General features: G+C 63.6%; 12 protein-coding genes. 6 read left to right on the forward strand and 6 right to left on the reverse strand.

The genetic code is table 11. The features are described 5' to 3' along the window. Positions 1 to 483 precede the first annotated feature (483 nt). Positions 484 to 681, forward strand: a complete 198-nt coding sequence (locus tag EOA13_RS04350; RefSeq protein WP_127289964.1) for a hypothetical protein — start codon at positions 484 to 486, stop codon at positions 679 to 681. A 61-nt stretch (positions 682 to 742) separates the two neighbouring features. Here the strand turns inward: EOA13_RS04350 and murJ are convergent, their stop codons facing one another. The 3 genes from murJ to EOA13_RS04365 all read right to left on the reverse strand — a co-directional run bounded on the left by murJ (position 743) and on the right by EOA13_RS04365 (position 6,087). Then, on the reverse strand, positions 743 to 2,341 hold the full coding sequence (murJ, locus tag EOA13_RS04355; protein WP_127289966.1) for a murein biosynthesis integral membrane protein MurJ: 1,599 nt from the start codon (positions 2,339 to 2,341) through the stop codon (positions 743 to 745). Positions 2,342 to 2,387: 46 nt separating this feature from the next. After that, the gene (locus tag EOA13_RS04360) at positions 2,388 to 5,189 is read right to left on the reverse strand and encodes a [protein-PII] uridylyltransferase (protein WP_127289968.1); all 2,802 of its coding nucleotides are present in this window, start codon (positions 5,187 to 5,189) and stop codon (positions 2,388 to 2,390) included. 79 nt (positions 5,190 to 5,268) lie between these two features. Continuing rightward, complete coding sequence (locus EOA13_RS04365; RefSeq protein ID WP_127290117.1) at positions 5,269 to 6,087, reverse strand: glycosyltransferase family 25 protein; 819 nt, start codon at positions 6,085 to 6,087, stop codon at positions 5,269 to 5,271. A 187-nt stretch (positions 6,088 to 6,274) separates the two neighbouring features. Between EOA13_RS04365 and EOA13_RS04370 the strand changes: the two genes are divergently transcribed. From EOA13_RS04370 to EOA13_RS04380, 3 genes are all read left to right on the forward strand, one after another. Continuing rightward, positions 6,275 to 8,779 carry a heavy metal translocating P-type ATPase gene (locus tag EOA13_RS04370; RefSeq protein ID WP_127289970.1) on the forward strand — a complete coding sequence of 835 codons (2,505 nt, stop codon included), beginning with the start codon at positions 6,275 to 6,277 and terminating at the stop codon, positions 8,777 to 8,779. A 43-nt stretch (positions 8,780 to 8,822) separates the two neighbouring features. Continuing rightward, positions 8,823 to 9,215 (forward strand): DUF305 domain-containing protein, encoded by a 393-nt coding sequence (locus EOA13_RS04375; RefSeq protein ID WP_023811639.1) that lies wholly within the window; start codon positions 8,823 to 8,825, stop codon positions 9,213 to 9,215. 84 nt (positions 9,216 to 9,299) lie between these two features. Beyond that, positions 9,300 to 10,145: an aldo/keto reductase gene (locus tag EOA13_RS04380; RefSeq protein ID WP_127289972.1), complete on the forward strand. Its 846-nt coding sequence runs from the start codon at positions 9,300 to 9,302 to the stop codon at positions 10,143 to 10,145. Here EOA13_RS04380 and mutS read toward each other — a convergent pair whose 3' ends face one another. After that, complete coding sequence (gene mutS / locus EOA13_RS04385; RefSeq protein WP_127289974.1) at positions 10,146 to 12,875, reverse strand: DNA mismatch repair protein MutS; 2,730 nt, start codon at positions 12,873 to 12,875, stop codon at positions 10,146 to 10,148. Positions 12,876 to 13,089: 214 nt separating this feature from the next. Between mutS and EOA13_RS04390 the strand changes: the two genes are divergently transcribed. Beyond that, the gene (locus EOA13_RS04390) at positions 13,090 to 15,369 is read left to right on the forward strand and encodes an NADP-dependent malic enzyme (RefSeq protein WP_127289976.1); all 2,280 of its coding nucleotides are present in this window, start codon (positions 13,090 to 13,092) and stop codon (positions 15,367 to 15,369) included. A 181-nt stretch (positions 15,370 to 15,550) separates the two neighbouring features. Further along, positions 15,551 to 16,639 carry a sensor domain-containing diguanylate cyclase gene (locus EOA13_RS04395; RefSeq protein WP_127289978.1) on the forward strand — a complete coding sequence of 363 codons (1,089 nt, stop codon included), beginning with the start codon at positions 15,551 to 15,553 and terminating at the stop codon, positions 16,637 to 16,639. A gap of 127 nt (positions 16,640 to 16,766) precedes the next feature. Here EOA13_RS04395 and EOA13_RS04400 read toward each other — a convergent pair whose 3' ends face one another. Both EOA13_RS04400 and EOA13_RS04405 read right to left on the reverse strand, forming a co-directional pair. Then, positions 16,767 to 17,468, reverse strand: coding sequence for an antitoxin Xre/MbcA/ParS toxin-binding domain-containing protein (locus tag EOA13_RS04400; protein ID WP_127289980.1), 702 nt, complete (start codon positions 17,466 to 17,468; stop codon positions 16,767 to 16,769). Positions 17,469 to 17,937: 469 nt separating this feature from the next. Continuing rightward, positions 17,938 to 18,930 (reverse strand): adenosine kinase, encoded by a 993-nt coding sequence (locus tag EOA13_RS04405; protein ID WP_127289982.1) that lies wholly within the window; start codon positions 18,928 to 18,930, stop codon positions 17,938 to 17,940. Positions 18,931 to 18,968: the final 38 nt, after the last annotated feature.

The following is an 18,968-nucleotide window of genomic DNA, read 5'->3' on the forward strand; positions in this document are numbered from 1 at the left end:
AGCCAATCACGCGGCTGGAAACCGCGCGCGGCGAAAGTCTTGCGACGGCGCGCTTATGGACGAGAGCGGTGAGAGGATCAAGAGGCGGTTGGGCCTTGGAGCAGACGATAAGGAACAGGGACAAGAAAACCGGGAGTGTCTCGGTTTGAAATTTGAAATATGCGAAAGCACCTATATGCTTCGCGGAAAGCAGGGGCCGGAGACTTGGCGCGAGTTTGGAAGATTGTACGCCACGGGGCGCCCGATCAATGGGAGGATTCCATCCCAGAGAAGTCGCTGGCCGAAGGGCAATTAGTCGTGCTTCTATCGCGGCTAGCCGCGAGCCATCTGCCACTCGTCGCCACGACCCCATTACCACGAAACGCTCCGCGGTTCACTACGTCGCTCACTGTCAAAAACGACCGCTTTGGCAACAAGCACTTCATCATGTACGCGAGCGGCAGCCGGGTGCATTACATAGCGACCTTGGAGGAGACGCCTTGAATGCCCACCGGATCTGAAGGTCAGAAGCGCCCCGCCAGCGTGGTCGGTATGCAAGAGGCACTGCAGCGCAGGCGCAGCCGCGAGACGCCGCTGGAGACCGCGGCACGGCTTCGGGCCGAACTCGGAATTGAACTGAGGGGGCAGGCGCGCAACACCTTGCCACCCTCCGTCTACGACGAATTGTCTGGAGAAGACTAATGTTTGTCGAAGCAGCCGCTATCGTCGCAATGAGGGGTGGGACATTGCAATAAATTCCGGCTCACGGATCTGGAGACTGTTCCTTGACAGGCGGCGATCTCTTCCGTCCGACATTGCGCCGGATCATGCCGAAATCGGCGCCGCCGGTGGCAAACGCGGTGATGAAATAAAGCAGCGCCCCACCGGCAACCAGCGACAGCAGCGTCGCCGCCTTGACCACCAGCGGCGAGCCCGGCCCAAGCCTGATGGCGAACCAGTGTTCGGCAAAATAGAGCGCAGCGCCCATCACCACGGCGGACAGCACCAGACGTGGAATGCGCTTCATCAGCGGTACGTCGCGGCCCCAATGGCCGCGCCGGATCAAGACGCCGAGCAGCATCACCGCGTTGACCCAGCCGGCGACGGCCGAGGCCACCGCGATGCCGGGCGCGCCCATCCGTGGAAACAGCGTCAGCGCCGTTGTGACGTTCACCGCCACCGAGATGGCGGCAAAGATCATTGGCGTGCGCGTGTCCTCTCGGGCGAAATAGCCCGGGGTGAACGCCTTGATCAGCACGAAGGCCGGCAGGCCGAGGCCGAAGATGGCCAGGATCGCCGCCACCGTCGGCGTCGATCCGTTGGCGGCAAACGCCCCGCGCTCATAGACCAGCCGCACGATCGGTTCCGACATCACCCAGAGCGCTGCCGCCGCCGGCAGCGTCAGGAACAGCGTGAACTCGACCGAGCGGTTCTGCAGATTGGCTGCCTCGATCAGATTGCCCGACTTCAGCGCCCGCGACAGCTCGGGCAACAGCACGATGGCGACCGCAACACCGACCACGCCGAGCGGCAACTGGTAGATACGGTCGGCATAGGCGAGCGAGGAGACCGCGCTGTTCTGCGCCGAGGCGATTGCCGTGCCGATCAGCTGGTTGATCTGGGTGATGCCGCCGGTGATGGCCGCCGGCAGCGCCAGGATCAACAGCCGCTTGACAGCGGGCGTCATTTTCGGACGGCGGAAGCCGATCGAAATGCCGGCATGGCGCACTGCCACCCAGACGATCGCCAACTGCACCAGTCCGGCGGCAAGCACGCCCCAGGACAGCCCGTAGCCGACTGTGAGGGCATCCGAGCCCTTGTACCAGGCATAGGCGAGCACGCCGATCAGGATGATGTTGAGGAACACCGGTGCCACCGCGGCGGCGAAATAGCGGCGCAGCGAATTCAGCATGCCCGCCATCATCGCGCCCAGCGACATGCAGATCAGGTAGGGGAACATGATCGTCGCCAGCGTCACCGTGGTGTCGAACTTCCCCGGCGTGCCGGCAAAACCCGGCGCCACCAGATAGCGCACGATCAGCGGCATCGACAGTTCCATGATGATCGTCAGCGCCAGCAGCGCCGTGAACAGCACGCCGAACACTTCTTCGGAAAAGCGCTTGGCGCCCTCGGTTCCGTGGGTCTCGATCTCCTTGGCGAACAGCGGCACGAAGGCGGCGTTGAAGGCGCCTTCGGCAAACAGCCGGCGAAAGGTGTTGGGAAACTGGAAAGCGGCGTTGAAGGCATCGGCGACCGGTCCCGTACCGAGTGCCGCAGCCATCAGCATCTCGCGGCCGAAACCGAGCGCGCGGCTCATCAGCGTGCCGGAAGCGACCGTTGCGAATTTCTTGACGAGGCTCATGCTTTTGGGAACTGCCTGCGCAATTGGGACAAAGTGATGGTCGTTGTCACTCGGCCGCCGCCCTGGGCTTGCCGCCGCGTTCGGGCACGATGCCTTCGAGCGTTGCCATCAGCCGATTGCGGATGGTGGCGATGCGGGCCGGGCTATCTATCTTCTGGCCAGTGAGATCGGTGACATAGAAAGTGTCGATGACCTTTTCGCCGAAGGTGGTGATGTGGGCCGATGCGATGTCGAGCGACAGGTCGGAAAGCGTTCCGGTGATCTCCGACAGCAGTCCCGGCCGGTCGAGGCCCTCGACCTCGATGACCGAAAAACGGTTCGACAGCGTGTTGCGGATTTCGGCACGCGGTGGGATCTTGAACACCTTGGAGCCGCGCCGCGGCTTGGTGCGCTTCTCGATCATTTCCGGCAGCCAGCTCTTGCCCGACAGCACGTCCTCGATCAGCCGGCCGACACGCTCGGCACGCCGGCGCTCGTCCTCGTCGCGATCGAATTCTCTGCTGATCAGGATCGTGTCGAGCGCGCGGCCATCCGACGTCGTGAAGATCTGCGCGTCGACAATGTTGCCGCCGGCTCCGGCGCAAGCCCCGGCGATGACCGAGAGCAGGCGGGGGTGGTCCTGCGCCAGCACGGTGATTTCGGTCACCGCCTCGAACTGGTGGGTCTTGACCATGGTGGCAAGCTTGTTGCCTGACACGTCGGCTTCGCGGATGAACTCGGCATGGCGCAACTGGTCTGCGAGATCGACGGTCAAAAGGTAATTCTCGTAGTGTTGGCCGACATAGCGCTTGCGGGCCTTGTCCGGCCAGTCGGCAAGCGCCTCGGCCAGGCGCTCGCGCGCCGCCGCCGTGCGCTGCGCGCGCGACACTTCCGAAAACCCGCCGGTCAACAGCAATTCGGTCTCGTAGTAGAGCGTGCGCAGAAGCTGGCCCTTCCAGCCGTTCCAGACACCGGGTCCGACGCCCCTGATGTCGCAGACGGTGAGGATCAAAAGCAGCTTCAGCCGCTCGACCGACTGCACGATCGCGGCAAAATCCTCGATGGTCTTGCGGTCGTTGAGGTCGCGGGTCTGCGCCGTCATCGACATCACGAGGTGGTTCTCGACCAGCCAGGCCACGGTTTCGGTATCGGCAGGCGACAGCCCCATATGCGGGCAGATGCGACGGGCGATCCTGGCCCCCGCCTCGGAATGGTCCTCCGGCCTGCCCTTGGCAATGTCGTGCAGCAATACGGCGACATAGAGCGCCTCGCGGCTCTTCTTCAGGCCCGGCATCAGCGTGTGCGAGAGGGGGTGGACCTTTTCGCCGTCGCCGCGCTCGATCTCGGCCAGCACGCCGATGCAGCGGATCAGATGCTCGTCCACCGTGTAGTGGTGGTACATCGAGAACTGCATCATGGCGACGATCTTGCCGAAATCCGGGATCAGCCTGCCGAGCAGTCCGGCTTCGTTCATGCGACGCAGATTGAGTTCGGCATTGCGATCCGAGGTCAATATGTCGAGGAACAGCCGGTTGGCCTCCTCGTCGCGCCGCAGCGACTTGTTGACTAGGCCGAGCGAACGGGTCAGCAGCTTCAGCGCGTCAGGGTGGAATTCCAGACCGTGCTTGTCGGCGAACCAGAACAGCCTGAGCAGATTGACCGGATCGCGCTCGAACACCTGGTCGTCGGCGATGTTGATGCGGTGGTTGTCGACAATGAAATCGGAGGTGCCGGCCAGCTTGCGTTTGCGCCTGGAGAAAGTCAGGAAGATGCGGTTGAAGCCAGGAACGTGCTTGGCCTGCTCCTCCTCGAGCGCCGCGCAGAAGATGCGGGTCAGGTCGCCGACGTCCTTGGCAACGAGGAAGTAGTGCTTCATGAAGCGCTCGACCGCCGACAGGCCGGGGTGTGTGGTGTAGCCGAGACGTTCGGCGATCTCGCGCTGGATGTCGAAATGCAACCGCTCTTCGGCCTTGCCGGTGAGGAAATGCATGTGGCAGCGTACCGCCCACAGGAAATCCTCCGCCTTCTGGAACTCGCGGTATTCGCCCTCGGTGAAGACGCCCTTGTCGACCAGTTCCTCGCCGGTGCGCACCCGATAGAAATATTTGCCGATCCAGAACAGCGTCTGCAGGTCGCGCAGGCCACCCTTGCCGTCCTTGACGTTGGGCTCGACCAGATAGCGGCTTTCGCCGGCCTTGGCATGGCGGTCATCGCGTTCGGCAAGCTTGGCCTGGACATATTCGGGGCCGGTCGTGCGCACCACCTCATGGTCGAACCGCAGCATCAGTTCATCATAGAGCTTTTCCTCGCCCCACAGGAAACGTGCTTCGAGGATCGAGGTGCGAATGGTGACATCGGTGCGCGACAGGCGCAGGCATTCGTCGATGTTACGGGTGGCGTGGCCGACCTTCAGCCCCAGGTCCCACAGCATGTAGAGCATGTATTCGACTGTCTGTTCGCCCCACGGCGTCTGCTTGTAGGGCAGCAGGAACAGAAGGTCGATGTCGGATCCGGGCGCCAGCGTTCCACGGCCGTAGCCGCCGACAGCGACGACGGCCATGCGCTCCGCCGAGGACGGGTTCTTGACCCGGTAGACATGGGTGACGGCGAAATCGTAAAGCGCCCGGATGATCTCGTCCATGAGATGCGACAGCCGCGCCGCGCAGGCGCTGCCGCCGCCATCGTCCATCAGCATTCGTTCGGCAATGGCGCGCCCTTCCGCCAGTCGTCCCTTGAGCAGTTGGAGCACGCCATTGCGCGCGGCCTGCCCTGAGCCATCGTCCGCCGTGGCCGCGGTCAGCGCGGTCATCTCGCGGCGCAAGGCTTCGCCGTCGATCAATTCGTCGAGCTTCAGGGAGATTCTTGCCATATATCCAGTCGGCCTTGCCGTTTCGGCGGCGTCTATAGCGCGTTTTCGTGGCGCTGGGTATGGGGCGTTGAAAGCCGGTTCAAGACCCGGCTGAGCTTTGGCTCGGATAAGTAAATGGAATAACCATTCTCTGCTTCAGTCGACAGAAATCGACAATGCGCTTGCCTATCCGCCGAGCCTCGGCTTTGAGCTTCGCTATGGCTGTCTTTCTGCGTTTCCCGGTCCCGGCGGCGCACTGGATATCCCGCTTTTCCCTGAGCAGGCTTGGCAATTGGAGCGCTCTGTCGCCAAGGAACTGATCTTGCGCGCAGAGCGCAGGAACAAGCTGATAGATTGTCTCGCCTCGCAAAACCGAAAACTCGGGGTTGAAGACAAGGTCGTCGACAGCGATGCCGATCTCCTCGGTGGCCTTGATCAGGTCGAGCGCGGTTTGCCTGGAGATGATGTAGCCGGCGGTTCCTATATGTCCAGCGTCGAGTTTGGATGTGGAAAAGCCGTGACCGATGTCAATGCGCTTGCGTCGGATCACGGTCTTGCAAAAATAGCTTTCGAGCTTGACGACTTCGGCATCGGCTGGAATCCAGTCGCTGTCGCGAAGCAATGCGCCGGCTTTCGCGGCAAAGACGATGTCGTCCTCGAAGATTGCCCCATAGCGAGCGTCGCCTTGCGCGATGGCTGTCCAGCAGGCCCGGTGACTGAGCAGGCAGGCGATCTCGCCGTCAGTCAATGGCAGCCTGTTCCGATATCCGACATTTTGCGGCAGCTGGTCCAGGTCCGGCCGATCCCGTGCGTCGATGGCCTGAACGCGTTCGAATGGGACGCCGATGCGGGCAAACTCCGCCGTCACGCGGGCAAGGCGATCGGGAGACCGATCGAGATTGATGACCAGACGCTTCATTGCCAAAGAAAATCTCACCCCCCGGGACGCTCGCTCTCTAGCAGGCGTGGTGTTGCCGCGTGAGACTTTTTCTGGGGAGAATGGACGCGTTGTGGACCGGAGAAGAAAAGTCGAAACAGCCCTTGACCTTCCAGTTACTGGAAGCCCTATCTCTACGTCACACACCGATAAATCAAGGCATTTTCGAATGACGCATTCCGATCACGATCATCACGCGCATGGTAGCTGCTGCTCGACAAAAGGCGCCGTGCCCACCACGAAGAGCGTCGTCCGCGACCCGGTCTGCGGCATGACTGTCGATCCGGTCGCCGGCAAGCCGACGACCGAGCATGATGGCCATCCCTATCATTTCTGCAGCCAGGGCTGCCGCACGAAATTCGTCGCCGAGCCGGAAAAATTCCTGACGGCCACCGATCCGGTCTGCGGTATGAGCGTCGACCGCGCGACAGCCAGGCACTTTGCCCGCCACGAAGGCCAGGGCTTTTACTTCTGCTCGGCCGCCTGCCAGGCGAAATTCGAGGCGGAGCCGCAAAAATATCTCGGCGACAGGCCGGCACCGCAGCCGATGCCCAAAGGCACGCAATACACCTGCCCGATGCATCCCGAAATCATCCGCGACAAGCCAGGATCCTGCCCGATCTGTGGCATGGCGCTGGAGCCGATGGGCGTGCCGACGGGCGATGAAGGGCCAAATCCCGAGCTGGTCGATTTCACCAGGCGGTTCTGGGTGAGCGCTGTCCTTTCGGTCCCCCTTCTGATCATCGCAATGGCGCCCATGATCGGCTTGATGTTTGAAGGCCTGGTCGAGGACCGGACAAAGGTCTGGATCGAACTGGTCCTGGCAAGTCCGGTGGTGCTTTGGGCCGCCTTTCCCTTCTTCCACCGCGGCTGGGACTCGCTGGTCAACCGCAGCCCCAACATGTGGACGCTGATCTCGCTCGGCGTTGGTGCTGCCTATCTCTACAGCGTCGTCGCCACACTGTTTCCGGATATCTTTCCGCATCAGTTCCGCGGCCATGGCGGTGCGGTGCCGGTCTATTTCGAGGCTGCTGCCGTCATCGTTGCGCTGGTCTTCCTTGGCCAGGTGCTGGAGCTACGCGCCCGTGAAAAGACCGGCTCGGCAATCCGCGCCTTGCTCGATCTGGCGCCGAAGACAGCGCGGCTGATCGCCGCCGATGGTTCCGAAAACGACGTGCCCCTCGACGCCGTCAAGGCCGGCGATCGCCTGCGCATACGCCCCGGTGACGCCGTGCCGGTCGATGGCACGGTGCTGGAAGGGCGGTCCTCGATCGACGAATCGATGATCACGGGCGAGCCGTTGCCGGTCGAGAAGGTCGAGGGCGATGCGCTGACCGGCGGCACGCTCAACAAGAATGGTGCGCTGATCATGCGCGCTGAGAAGGTCGGCGCCGAGATGACGCTGGCGCGCATCGTCGAGCTCGTCGCCAAGGCGCAGCGCTCACGCGCCCCAATTCAAGGGCTGGCCGATCGCGTTTCTTTCTACTTTGTCCCGGCCGTCGTCCTTGTCGCGATTGTCGCCTTCATCGCCTGGGCCGTGTTTGGACCCGAGCCCAGCCTGATCTTTGCCATCGTCTCGGCAGTGTCGGTGCTGATTATCGCTTGCCCCTGTGCGCTCGGCCTCGCCACGCCGATGTCGATTATGACCGCCACCGGGCGCGGAGCGCACGCCGGTGTGCTGATCAAGGAGGCCGCAGCACTCGAACGCTTCGCTTCCGTCGACACGCTGATCGTCGACAAGACGGGGACGCTGACCGAAGGCCGGCCGAAACTGACCGATGTCGTTGCGGCAAACGGCTTCTCCGAAGACGAATTGCTGGCGCTTGCCGCCGGTCTGGAGAAGGGGTCGGAGCATCCGCTGGCTGAAGCCATCGTCGACGGCGCCGCTACGCGCGGCGTGACAGTTGCCGAGGCCAGCGCCTTCGAGGCGGTCACCGGCAAGGGCGTGTCCGGTTCGGTCTCGGGAAAGACGGTCGCGCTCGGCAATACCGCGATGATGGCCGACCTTGGCGTCGACATCGCATCCATCTCGGCCAAGGCCGAGGCGTTGCAACTCGAAGGCAAGACGGCGATGTTCGTCGCTGTCGACAAAAAACTGGCCGGCATCGTCGCCGTCGCCGACCCTATCAAGGCAACGACGGCCGAGGCGATCAAGGCGCTGCATGAAAGCGGCTTGCGGATCATCATGGCAACCGGCGACAATGAACGCACGGCCAACGCGATCGCCAGAAGCCTCGGCATCGACGAGGTCCGCGCCGGCCTGCTGCCGGAACAGAAGGCAGCCCTTGTCGAGGAACTGCGCGCAAAAGGCGCCGGCGTTGCCATGGCCGGCGACGGCGTCAATGACGCACCGGCCCTTGCCGCCGCCGATGTCGGCATCGCCATGGGCACCGGCGCCGATGTCGCCGTCGAAAGCGCCGGTATCACTCTGGTCAAGGGCGACCTCAACGGTATCGTGCGCGCCCGCACGCTGGCGCAGGCGACGATCCGCAACATCCGTCAGAATCTGTTCTTTGCCTTCCTCTACAATGTGCTGGGCGTGCCGGTCGCCGCCGGCGTGCTCTATCCGCTCACCGGCACGCTTCTGTCGCCGATGCTGGCGGCGGCGGCGATGAGCCTGTCTTCGGTGTCGGTGATCGCCAACGCATTGCGGCTGAGAACATTGAAACTCTGATCCAAGCCCCCAAATACGAAACCCACTCAACAGGAGACCATGAATGACCTTGGCCAAAAAACTCGTGCTGCTGCTGATGGCGGCCGGAATGCTGGTTGCCGTCTTCCTCGAAAGTGTTCCGGCGCAAAGTGAGGAGATGAAACACGACATGGGCGCCATGGCGACGGACGCGACCAGCCCCTCGACCGAGGGCTACAAGGCAGCGATGGACAAGATGCATGCCGACATGATGGCATCTGAATATACCGGCAATGCCGATGTCGATTTCGTCAAGGGCATGATCCCGCACCATCAGGGTGCCATCGACATGGCCAAGGTCGAGCTTGCCAACGGCAAGGATCCGGAAATCCGCAAGCTGGCCGAAGGCGTCATCGCCGCGCAGGAAGCCGAGATCAAGCAGATGCAGGCCTGGCTCGCCGCCCATCCGGTGAAGTAAGTCTTCAGCCATCGCCAGCGCGGCGAGAACGCCTCTGGATTTCTCGTCCAGCCTGTGATGCGATCGGCCCAAATGGAGCCCGCCATGCCGCCGACCATCAGAACCACCAAACTGCCCTCAGGCGAAGCCGTTCAGGTGCTTGGCCAGGGCACATGGAAGATGGGCGAGGATATCAGTCGCCGTGCCGATGAGGTGAATGCCCTCAAGCTCGGCCTCGACCTCGGCATCACGCTGATCGACACCGCCGAAATGTATGCCAGCGGTGGCGCCGAGGAGGTGGTGGCCGAGGCTATTGCCGGGCGCCGCGACGAGACCTTCCTGGTTTCGAAAGTTCTGCCATCGAACGCTTCGCGCGCGGGCGTGCAGCGCGCCTGCGAAAACAGCCTGAAACGCCTGCGCACCGACCGCATCGATCTCTATCTGCTGCATTGGCCGGGCAGCGTGCCGCTGGCGGAAACGGTCGCGGCCTTCGAGGCCCTGAAAAAGGCTGGCAAGATCCGCCACTGGGGCGTCAGCAATTTCGACACCGACGAGATGGAAGAGCTGATCGGCTTGTCGGATGGCGGCAATGTCCAGACCAACCAGGTGCTCTACAATCTGGTCCGGCGCGGCCTCGAATTCGACCTGGCGCCGTGGAGCCGGCAGCGCGGCATTCCGCTAATGGCCTATTCGCCGGTCGAGCAGGGCGCGCTGGCGCGCAATGCCAGGCTGGAAGCCATTGCCGCCCGCCACAACGCCACGGCGGCACAGATCGCCCTGGCCTGGGTGATGCACCAGGAGGGCGTCATCGCCATCCCGAAGGCAAGCAGCCAGGAGCACGTCCGCCAGAATGTCGCCGCGCTCGACATCAAGCTTACCGGCGAGGATCTCGCCGATCTCGACCGCGCCTTCCCGCCGCCAGCGCGCAAGCGCGGGTTGGAGATGATCTGACTACGTCCCCGCCAACCCTTTTAGCCGGTAGAGCGCTTCCAGCGCCTCGCGCGGCGTCATCTCGTCGGGATTGATCGCGCCGAGCGCGTCGCCGAGCGCATCGTTTTTCGCCGGCTTTGGCGCTTCGCGCTTCACCGCCACCGAAAACAGCGGCAGGTCATCCACCAGCCGGTTGGTCTTGCCGGAGACTTCGCCTTCTTCGAGCTGATGCAGCACTTCCTTAGCCCGGTCGACCACCGCCTCCGGCAGGCCGGCCAGCCGCGCCACCTGCACGCCGTAAGAGCGGTCGGCGGCACCCTTGCCGACCTCGTGCAGGAAGACGACGTCGTTTTCCCATTCCTTGACCCGCATGGTGACGTTGTGGAGCCGCGCCAGCTTGCCGGCGAGCGAGGTCATTTCATGGAAATGGGTGGCGAAGATCGCCCGGCAGCGGTTCTTCTCGTGCAGGTATTCGACCGCCGCCCAGGCGATCGACAGGCCGTCGAAGGTCGCGGTGCCGCGGCCGATCTCGTCGAGGATCACCAGTGCGCGCTCGCCGGCCTGGTTGAGGATCGCCGCCGTCTCGACCATCTCGACCATGAAGGTCGAGCGGCCGCGCGCCAGATCGTCGGAAGCGCCGACGCGCGAAAACAGCCGGTCGACGACGCCGATATGGGCTGACGTCGCCGGCACGAACGAGCCGGTCTGGGCGAGGATGGCGATCAGCGCGTTCTGCCGCAGGAAAGTCGACTTGCCGCCCATGTTCGGGCCGGTCAAAAGCCAGATGGCGCCGTTCTTGGAGCTACCCTCCGGCGACAAATCGCAATCATTGGCGACGAATGGGCCTTCGCCCGAACGGCGCAGCGCCTGCTCGACCACCGGATGCCGCCCGTCAGCAATCTCGAAGGCAAGGCCGGAATCCACCACCGGCCGGCACCAGGCTTCGCTTTCCGACAAAAGCGCGAGCGCCGCCGATACGTCGAGCACGGCCAGCGCATCGGCCCCAGTGCGGATCTTTTCCGCCTCGCCGACCGCTTCCGCCGTCAGCGTTTCGAAGGCGGCCAGCTCGATGCTGAGCGCCCGGTCGGCGGCATTGGCGATCTTGGTCTCGAGTTCGGCAAGCTCGGTCGTCGTGAAACGCATGGCGTTCGCCATGGTCTGGCGGTGGATGAAGCGCGCCTTGGCGCCGTCGCTGCCGGTCATGATCGCATGATGGTTGGCGGTCACCTCGATGTAGTAGCCGAGCACATTGTTGTGGCGGATCTTCAGCGAGCGGATGCCGGTCTCGTCGATCAGCGAGCGCTCCAGCCCGGCGATGACCTTTCGCGATTCGTCGCGCAGCGCCCGCATCTCGTCGAGTTCGGCGTGATAGCCGCCGCGAACGAAGCCGCCGTCGCGCTTGAGTAGCGGCAGTTCCTCGCCAAGCGCCTGCGTCAAATGCTGAGCCAGCGCCTGAGGCAGCGCATGGATGGCGGCGAGTGCGGCCGCGAGTTCCAGGGGCAGGGCGGTCGTGGCAAAGATTTCGGCGATCGCGCCCGCCGCCTCGAAACCGGCGCGCAGCGCGCCGAGATCGCGCGGGCCGCCGCGGTTGAGCGCCAGTCTGGACAGCGCGCGCGGCATGTCAGCGACGCTCTTCAGGCTCGACCGTACCGCCTGGCAGAGCCGCGTCTCGGAACGGAAGAACGACACCGAATCCAGTCTGGCGTCGATCGCGGCAGGGTCGGTCAGAGGCGCCATCAGCCTGTCGGCGAGCAGCCTTGCACCGCCGCCCGTCACCGTCCGGTCGATCGCCTTGAACAGCGAGCCTTCGCGGCTGCCCGACAGCGTGCGCAGCAGTTCGAGGTTGCCGCGCGTCGCCGGATCGATGAACAGGGTCGAACCCTGCTCCTCGCGCTCGGGCCGCGACAGCGGTGGCCGCTCGGCCTTTTGCGTCTTTTCGACATAAGCGATGGCGCCTGAGATCGCCGACAGCTCGGCGCGCGAGAAGGCGCCAAAGCTGTCCGGTGTCGCCACGTCGAAGAAACGGGCGATGCGCCCCGTGGCCGACGCCGAATCGAACAGCGACGGCGGCTGCGGGCTGGCGACGCGGCCGAGCACGTCGAACACCGGCTTCAGCTCCGGATCATGGAACACCGGCTCGGCGACGATCAGCTCGCGCGGATCGACACGGAAGATGTCGGCCAGCAGCCGGTCGGCGGTGGTGTCAGTGACGCGGAAGGCGCCAGTCGAGATGTCGATCCAGGCCAAGGCAAAGCTATGATCGGCGCCACCCTTCACCCGTCCCAGCGCCATCAGGAAACTCGATTCCGAGGGCGCCAGCAATTTGTCCTCGGTGATGGTGCCCGGTGTCACCAGCCGCACCACGTCGCGGCGCACCACCGATTTGCCGCCGCGTTTCTTCGCCTCGGCCGGATCCTCGATCTGCTCGCAGACGGCAACGCGAAAACCCTGGCCGATCAGCTTCTGCAGATAGTCGTCGGCCGCATGCACCGGCACGCCGCACATCGGAATGTCGAGCCCCTGGTACTTGCCGCGCTTGGTCAGCACGATGCCCAGCGCCCGGCTCGCCTTCTCGGCATCGTCGAAGAACAGCTCGTAGAAATCGCCCATGCGATAGAACAGCAGCGAATCCGGGTTCGCCGCCTTGATCTCGATGAACTGCTCTATCATCGGCGTGGCGCCGGCGTGCGCGGTCGGCACCGGTGTCATCGCCTCGGGGGCGTCTGGCTCGTTCGGGCTGTGCATGTTCATGCGCTGCACGCTAGCAGATGTGATCGCGCGGTTTAATGCCGGGCCTTCGAAAAACAGGGGACGACCGAGGCGGCCGAATGCCCGCAATCGCTAACACCAACCGCGATTCCCGAGTGCTGGCGGTTTACACGCGGCGGCGCGTGGTCTTAATTCGAATCGAAACAAAGCACCCGCCTCAACGAGGTGCTGCACCGGTGAGGAAATCAAGAACATCATGGCCAGGAAAACCGAGAACAACGGTCCGTCCGTCAGCGCGCAGGAAGCGCTCGAATTCCACGCCATGGGCCGCCCCGGCAAGCTGGAAGTCGTCGCCACCAAGCCGATGGCAACGCAACGCGATCTGAGTCTCGCCTATTCGCCTGGTGTCGCGGTTCCGGTTCTGGCCATCGCCGAGGACCCCAGCCGCGCCTTCGACTACACGACGCGCGGCAACATGGTCGCCGTCATCTCCAACGGCACCGCGATCCTCGGCCTCGGCAATCTCGGCGCGTTGGCCTCCAAGCCGGTGATGGAAGGCAAGGCAGTGCTGTTCAAGCGCTTCGCCGATGTCGATTCCATCGATCTCGAGGTCGATACCGAGGACGCCGAGGAGTTCATCAACTGCGTACGCTTCCTCGGCCCGTCCTTCGGCGGCATCAATCTTGAGGACATCAAGGCGCCGGAGTGCTTCATCATCGAGCAGCGGCTGCGCGAATTGATGGACATCCCGGTCTTCCACGACGACCAGCACGGCACCGCCATCATCTCGTCCGCCGGCCTGATCAACGCGCTGGAGATAACCGGCCGCGACATGAAGACCACGAAGATGGTCTGCAATGGCGCCGGTGCCGCCGGCATTGCCTGCATCGAGCTGATGAAGGCAATGGGCTTTGCCCCCGAAAACATCATCCTTTGCGACACCAAGGGCGTGGTTTTCCAGGGCCGCACCGAAGGCATGAACCAGTGGAAATCGGCGCATGCGGTCAAGACCGAAGCGCGCAGCCTCGCCGAGGCGCTCGACGGCGCCGATGTCTTCCTCGGCCTTTCTGCCAAGGGTGCGCTGACCACCGCAATGTTGCGGTCCATGGCCAAGAACCCGATCATTTTCGCCATGGCCAATCCCGACCCGGAGATCACGCCGGAGGAAGTGGCCGAGATCCGCACCGACGCCATCATGGCAACCGGGCGTTCTGACTATCCTAACCAAGTCAACAACGTGCTTGGCTTCCCCTACATCTTCCGCGGTGCGCTGGATGTCAGGGCCACCACCATCAATGACGACATGAAGATCGCCGCCGCCCAGGCGCTTGCAGCACTTGCGCGCCAGGACGTGCCCGACGACGTCGCAGCCGCCTATCAGGGCAATCGGCCGAAATTCGGACCCAACTACATCATTCCGGTGCCGTTCGACCCGCGCCTGATCTCGGCCATTCCGATTGCCGTGGCCAAAGCGGCGATGGATTCGGGCGTCGCCCGCAAGCCGATCCTCGACCTCGACCGCTACGCGCAGGAACTGTCCGCGCGCCGCGACCCGATCGCCTCGACCTTGCAGCGCATTTACGACCGCGTGCGCCGCCAGCCCAAGCGCATCGTCTTTGCCGAGGGCGAGGAGGAGCAGGTCATGCGCGCCGCGGTCTCCTATGTGAACCAGCGGCTCGGCACCGCCATCCTGCTTGGTCGCGACGACGTCATCAAGGAAAACGCCAAGCATGCCGGCATCGACCTCAACAAGCAAGGCATCGAGATCATCAACGCCCGGCTGTCGCGCCGCAACGGCATCTACACCGACTATCTCTACGAGCGCATGCAGCGCAAAGGCTTCCTGTTCCGCGACTGCCAGCGGCTGATCAACAACGACCGCAACCACTTCGCCGCCTGCATGGTAGCGCTTGGCGATGCCGACGGCATCGTCACCGGCGTCACCCGCAACTATTCGACCGCGCTCGACGACATCCGTCGCGTCATCGACGCCAAGCCCGGCCACCGCGTCATCGGCGTCTCGATCGTGCTCGCGCGGGGTAAAACGGTCCTCGTCGCCGACACCGCCGTGCACGACATGCCGAACGCCGAGCAGATCGCCGACATCGCCGAGGAGGCCGCAGGCTTTGCACGCCGCATGGGCTACGAGCCAAGGCTCGCCATGCTCGCCTACTCGACCTTCGGCCATCCGCAGGGCGAGCGCTCCGAACGCGTCCAGGAAGCGGTGCGCATCCTCGACAAGCGCCGCGTCGATTTCGAATATGACGGCGAAATGGCCGCCGACGTCGCCCTCAACGCCCGCGCCATGGCGCAATATCCGTTCATCCGGCTTACCGGCCCGGCCAATGTGCTGATCATGCCGGCGTTCCACTCGGCCTCGATCTCGACCAAGATGCTGCAGGAACTCGGCGGCTCGACGGTGATCGGCCCGCTGCTGGTCGGGCTGAACAAGCCTGTGCAGATCGTGTCTCTGAACGCCAAGGACAGCGATATCGTCAACATGGCGGCGATCGCGGCTTATACGGCGGGGGCATGAAAAACTGTCCGCCAAAACGGGCGAACAGCCAACGATCCGGCTTTCGAACGAGGTCGCGCCCAGACGCCGCCGGGCCTCAACCTATAAGAGATTGATAATATTCAGCTGATATAGGGAATCTCCTGCCGACTTGCCGTTACGGCATCTACGGTGCGCTCAGACCGCCAAATGGGGGTGCGGCATGAAGCTTGACGGAGTTCCAGCATCCGTGGTCGGCCAGGGAGCCTATCACGACGAGCGCCTGGATGCGCTGCTCAGCATTACCGGCCGGATGGACGGCTATCTCTACCGCTGCCGCAACGATGCGTCCTACACCATGCTCTATATCAGCGACGGCATACTCACCGTCAGCGGTTATCGGCCGAGCGATTTCATTCACAACGCAGTGCGCGACTATGTTTCGGCCATCCATCCGGATGATCTCGCCGCCGTCTATGCCGCCGTCGACGCCGCGCTCGAGGCGCGCTGCAACTGGAACGTCGACTACCGCATCGTGCCGCAGGTCGGCGAACCGCTCTGGGTCCGCGAGATCGGCGGCGGTGTCTGGGACGATACCGGCGAACTCGAATTCCTGGAGGGCTTCGTCGTCGACATCAGCGACCGCAAGGTTGTCGAGGACCTCAATTCGCAGCTGCTGCTGGATCTGAAGACCGCCAACGAGGAACTGTCCGCGCAAAAGCGCGAGATCGAGCTGGCGAAGCTGCAGAGCGACCATTCGGCCAACCACGATCTGTTGACGGACCTGCCCAACCGGCGTGCCTTCCACAACGAACTCAAATCGGTGGTCGCCCGCTGCGGCGCCACCGGCGAGGCGGCCGGACTTCTGTTCATCGACCTCGACCGGTTCAAGCAAGTCAACGACACGCTCGGCCACGAGGCCGGCGACGCACTGCTGCAGCGCGTGTCGAAGAACCTTCGCTCCATCTTGCGCAGTGACGATTTCGTGGCGCGGCTCGGTGGCGATGAGTTCGCCTTCCTGTTTTCGGGAGAGCCGGACCTCGCGCGACAAAAGGCGGTGCGGGTCGCCGAACGCATCCTGGAAAGGCTGCAGATCAAAATCCCGGCGCCGGATAGCGCCATCCAGATCGGCTGCACCGTCGGTATCGCCATGTATCCTGTGGACGCCGCCGATTCGGATGCCTTGGTCGCGCTCGCCGACCGGCTGATGTATATCGGCAAAAGAAATGGCCGCAACCGATTGGTCACTGCCAGGGAACTGACTTCGCAAGAACAGTCCGGATCTCGCCAGCCGATTCGCAAGACTGCTTAGAACAATTCCAGGAAAAGTGTGACGCGGTTTTTCGTCCGGAATTGCGTCAAAACAAGGAGTTAGGGAGGCTCGCCGTTTCCGCGAAACGGTGAAATGCTCTGGGCGCGACCTGGGTGTAGCAAAGCTATCAAGCCGGTGCGAAGACGCGTGCGGCCTCGACGACCTCCTCGACCTGATCCTGGCGAAGCAGGTCGATTGGGATTTGGCCTTCGAGGTCGGCCGAGGGGCGCGTCAGCCACAGCCAGGCCAGCCTTGGATTGCTGATCTGGGACAGCACCCCAGGGATGCCCGCGACCGGCCTGCCGTCGACGAACTGCGCCAGCGGGAAGACATGCTTGCGGCCGCCCTTGCGCAAGGCGATGACCTCGCCCCGCCTTTGCCAACGATGCAGGGTCGAGCGGGCGATGCGCAGGTTTTCTTCCAGATAGGTCGATCCGGCGACGCGGCCGGCCCAGTCCTCGATCAGCATCGATTCGAGGTCGTCGGACTTTGGGCGCGAAGGGGGCTCGACATCGGCCAACAAGGTGATCGGCGGATTTGTGGCGCCAGTGATACCGGCTTCGCTGCGGCGCGCGGCTTCCGCTGCCAGCGCGCGCACGAATTTCGAGGCCAGGCCGGGCAGGTCGGCATGAATGGTGTCGATGGCGCGCTGGTGCTTCGGCGACAGCAAGGTCACGGCGGACGCTATGCTGCCGGCGATCTTGCCGACCGAGACCATGGTGGGATTGTTGATGGCCTCGTCATAGTGGGCAAGCGCGCGTTCGACGTCCTCCGCGACCATCTCTGCGAAATCGTCCTGCTTGAGGTCCTGGATCTCAGATCTGTTCATGCATCTGTCTTCCGGGCCGCTCGCTCCTCCCAGCGGCGGATTGTTGAACTTCTAGAGCGGAAAGCGGAAATCGCGGCGGCAACAGATGCAGCGGCCCGACAGCTTGCTGTCTTGCATTTCTTGACACCCCCAACTGACTGCGAGCGCCCCGAAATGTCAGTCGCAGGGCGCCTCGATTGCTGTAGGTGCGATATGTGACAGCTACGCGACGGTGAGGGCACGGACGGCCAAGCTGCCGATCTCCCCCCTCGTGGGGGAGATGCCCGGCAGGGCAGAGGGGGGCGCGAAGGATCGCTACGGAGCGATGTTTGCGTCCACGCTCTTCGGTCGACGGCGCGCCATGAAATTCATGCCGTCCATTTTGGGTTGGCGGCAGTGTTAAGCCTTGGAGATGCTGGTGGGACAGCGCCCCCCTCTGGCCTGCCGGCCATCTCCCCCACACGGGGGGAGATCGGCCGCTTGACGGTCGCTACAGCAACCCTGCCTGCTCAGCCTCGCGGCGCAAGTTCTGCCGCGGCCTGGGGCCGATCTGCTGGATCACCAGTCCGGCCGCCAGTGAGCCAAGGTCGCCGCAGGTCTGCAGGTCGCGGCCTTGCGTGTAGCCATGCAGGAAGCCTGCGGCATAGAGATCGCCGGCGCCCGTCGTGTCGACCAGTTCCTTGATCGCGGTCGCCTTGATGACCACGGTCTCGTCGCCGCGCACGATCACCGAGCCCTTTTCCGAACGCGTCACGGCGGCGATCCGGCAATCCTTGCGGATCTGTGCCAGCGCCTCGTCGAACGACGATGTCTGGTAGAGCGACTTGATCTCGTGGCTGTTGGCAAAGACGATGTCGACCGTGCCAGAGCGCATCAGGTCGAGGAACTCGTCGCGGTAGCGGTCGACGCAGAATGAATCCGACAGTGTCATTGACACTTCGCGGCCTGCCGCGTGCGCCAGCTTGGCTGTCTGCCGGATTGCTTCCTTGGCGCGAGGTGGATCCCACAGATAGCCTTCGAAATAGGTGACCTTGGCGCCAGACGCCTTGTCGGCCTCGACATCCTCGGGGCCAAGCTCGACGCAGGCGCCGAGATAGGTGTTCATCGAGCGTTCGCCGTCGGGGGTGACGAAGATCATCGAGCGCGCCGTCGGCGGCTCGCCCTTGAGCGGCCTGGTGTCGAAGGCGACGCCCTGCGCATGGATGTCGTGGGCGTAGATTTCGCCCAGCGCATCGCTGGAGACCTTGCCGAAGAAGGCGGCGCGACCGCCGAAGCTGGCGACGCCAGCCGCCGTGTTGCCGGCACTGCCGCCGGACGCTTCGATCGCCGGGCCCATTCGGCTGTAGAGCAATTCGGCGCGCCTTGTGTCGATGAGATTCATCGCGCCCTTGATGATGCCGTTGGTCTCGAGGAACTCCTCGTCGCACTGGGCAATGATGTCGACAATGGCATTGCCGATGCAAAGCACGTCATAATCCGGCATCAATGTCTCCGCCAAAAACCCGAGCCGGCTTCTTGCCA

The organism is Mesorhizobium sp. M7A.F.Ca.US.011.01.1.1, from assembly GCF_003998295.1.
Classification (GTDB): Bacteria; Pseudomonadota; Alphaproteobacteria; order Rhizobiales; family Rhizobiaceae; genus Mesorhizobium.

What these genes read in the sequence shown, in the direction of transcription:
- EOA13_RS04350 (WP_127289964.1), top strand. Translation starts at nt 484, where the DNA reads ATGCCCACCGGATCTGAAGGTCAGAAGCGCCCCGCCAGCGTGGTCGGT.
- EOA13_RS04400 (WP_127289980.1), bottom strand. Translation starts at nt 17,468, where the DNA reads ATGAACAGATCTGAGATCCAGGACCTCAAGCAGGACGATTTCGCAGAG.
- EOA13_RS04395 (WP_127289978.1), top strand. Translation starts at nt 15,551, where the DNA reads ATGAAGCTTGACGGAGTTCCAGCATCCGTGGTCGGCCAGGGAGCCTAT.
- EOA13_RS04405 (WP_127289982.1), bottom strand. Translation starts at nt 18,930, where the DNA reads ATGCCGGATTATGACGTGCTTTGCATCGGCAATGCCATTGTCGACATC.
- murJ (WP_127289966.1), bottom strand. Translation starts at nt 2,341, where the DNA reads ATGAGCCTCGTCAAGAAATTCGCAACGGTCGCTTCCGGCACGCTGATG.
- mutS (WP_127289974.1), bottom strand. Translation starts at nt 12,875, where the DNA reads ATGAACATGCACAGCCCGAACGAGCCAGACGCCCCCGAGGCGATGACA.
- EOA13_RS04375 (WP_023811639.1), top strand. Translation starts at nt 8,823, where the DNA reads ATGACCTTGGCCAAAAAACTCGTGCTGCTGCTGATGGCGGCCGGAATG.
- EOA13_RS04390 (WP_127289976.1), top strand. Translation starts at nt 13,090, where the DNA reads ATGGCCAGGAAAACCGAGAACAACGGTCCGTCCGTCAGCGCGCAGGAA.
- EOA13_RS04380 (WP_127289972.1), top strand. Translation starts at nt 9,300, where the DNA reads ATGCCGCCGACCATCAGAACCACCAAACTGCCCTCAGGCGAAGCCGTT.
- EOA13_RS04360 (WP_127289968.1), bottom strand. Translation starts at nt 5,189, where the DNA reads ATGGCAAGAATCTCCCTGAAGCTCGACGAATTGATCGACGGCGAAGCC.
- EOA13_RS04370 (WP_127289970.1), top strand. Translation starts at nt 6,275, where the DNA reads ATGACGCATTCCGATCACGATCATCACGCGCATGGTAGCTGCTGCTCG.
- EOA13_RS04365 (WP_127290117.1), bottom strand. Translation starts at nt 6,087, where the DNA reads ATGAAGCGTCTGGTCATCAATCTCGATCGGTCTCCCGATCGCCTTGCC.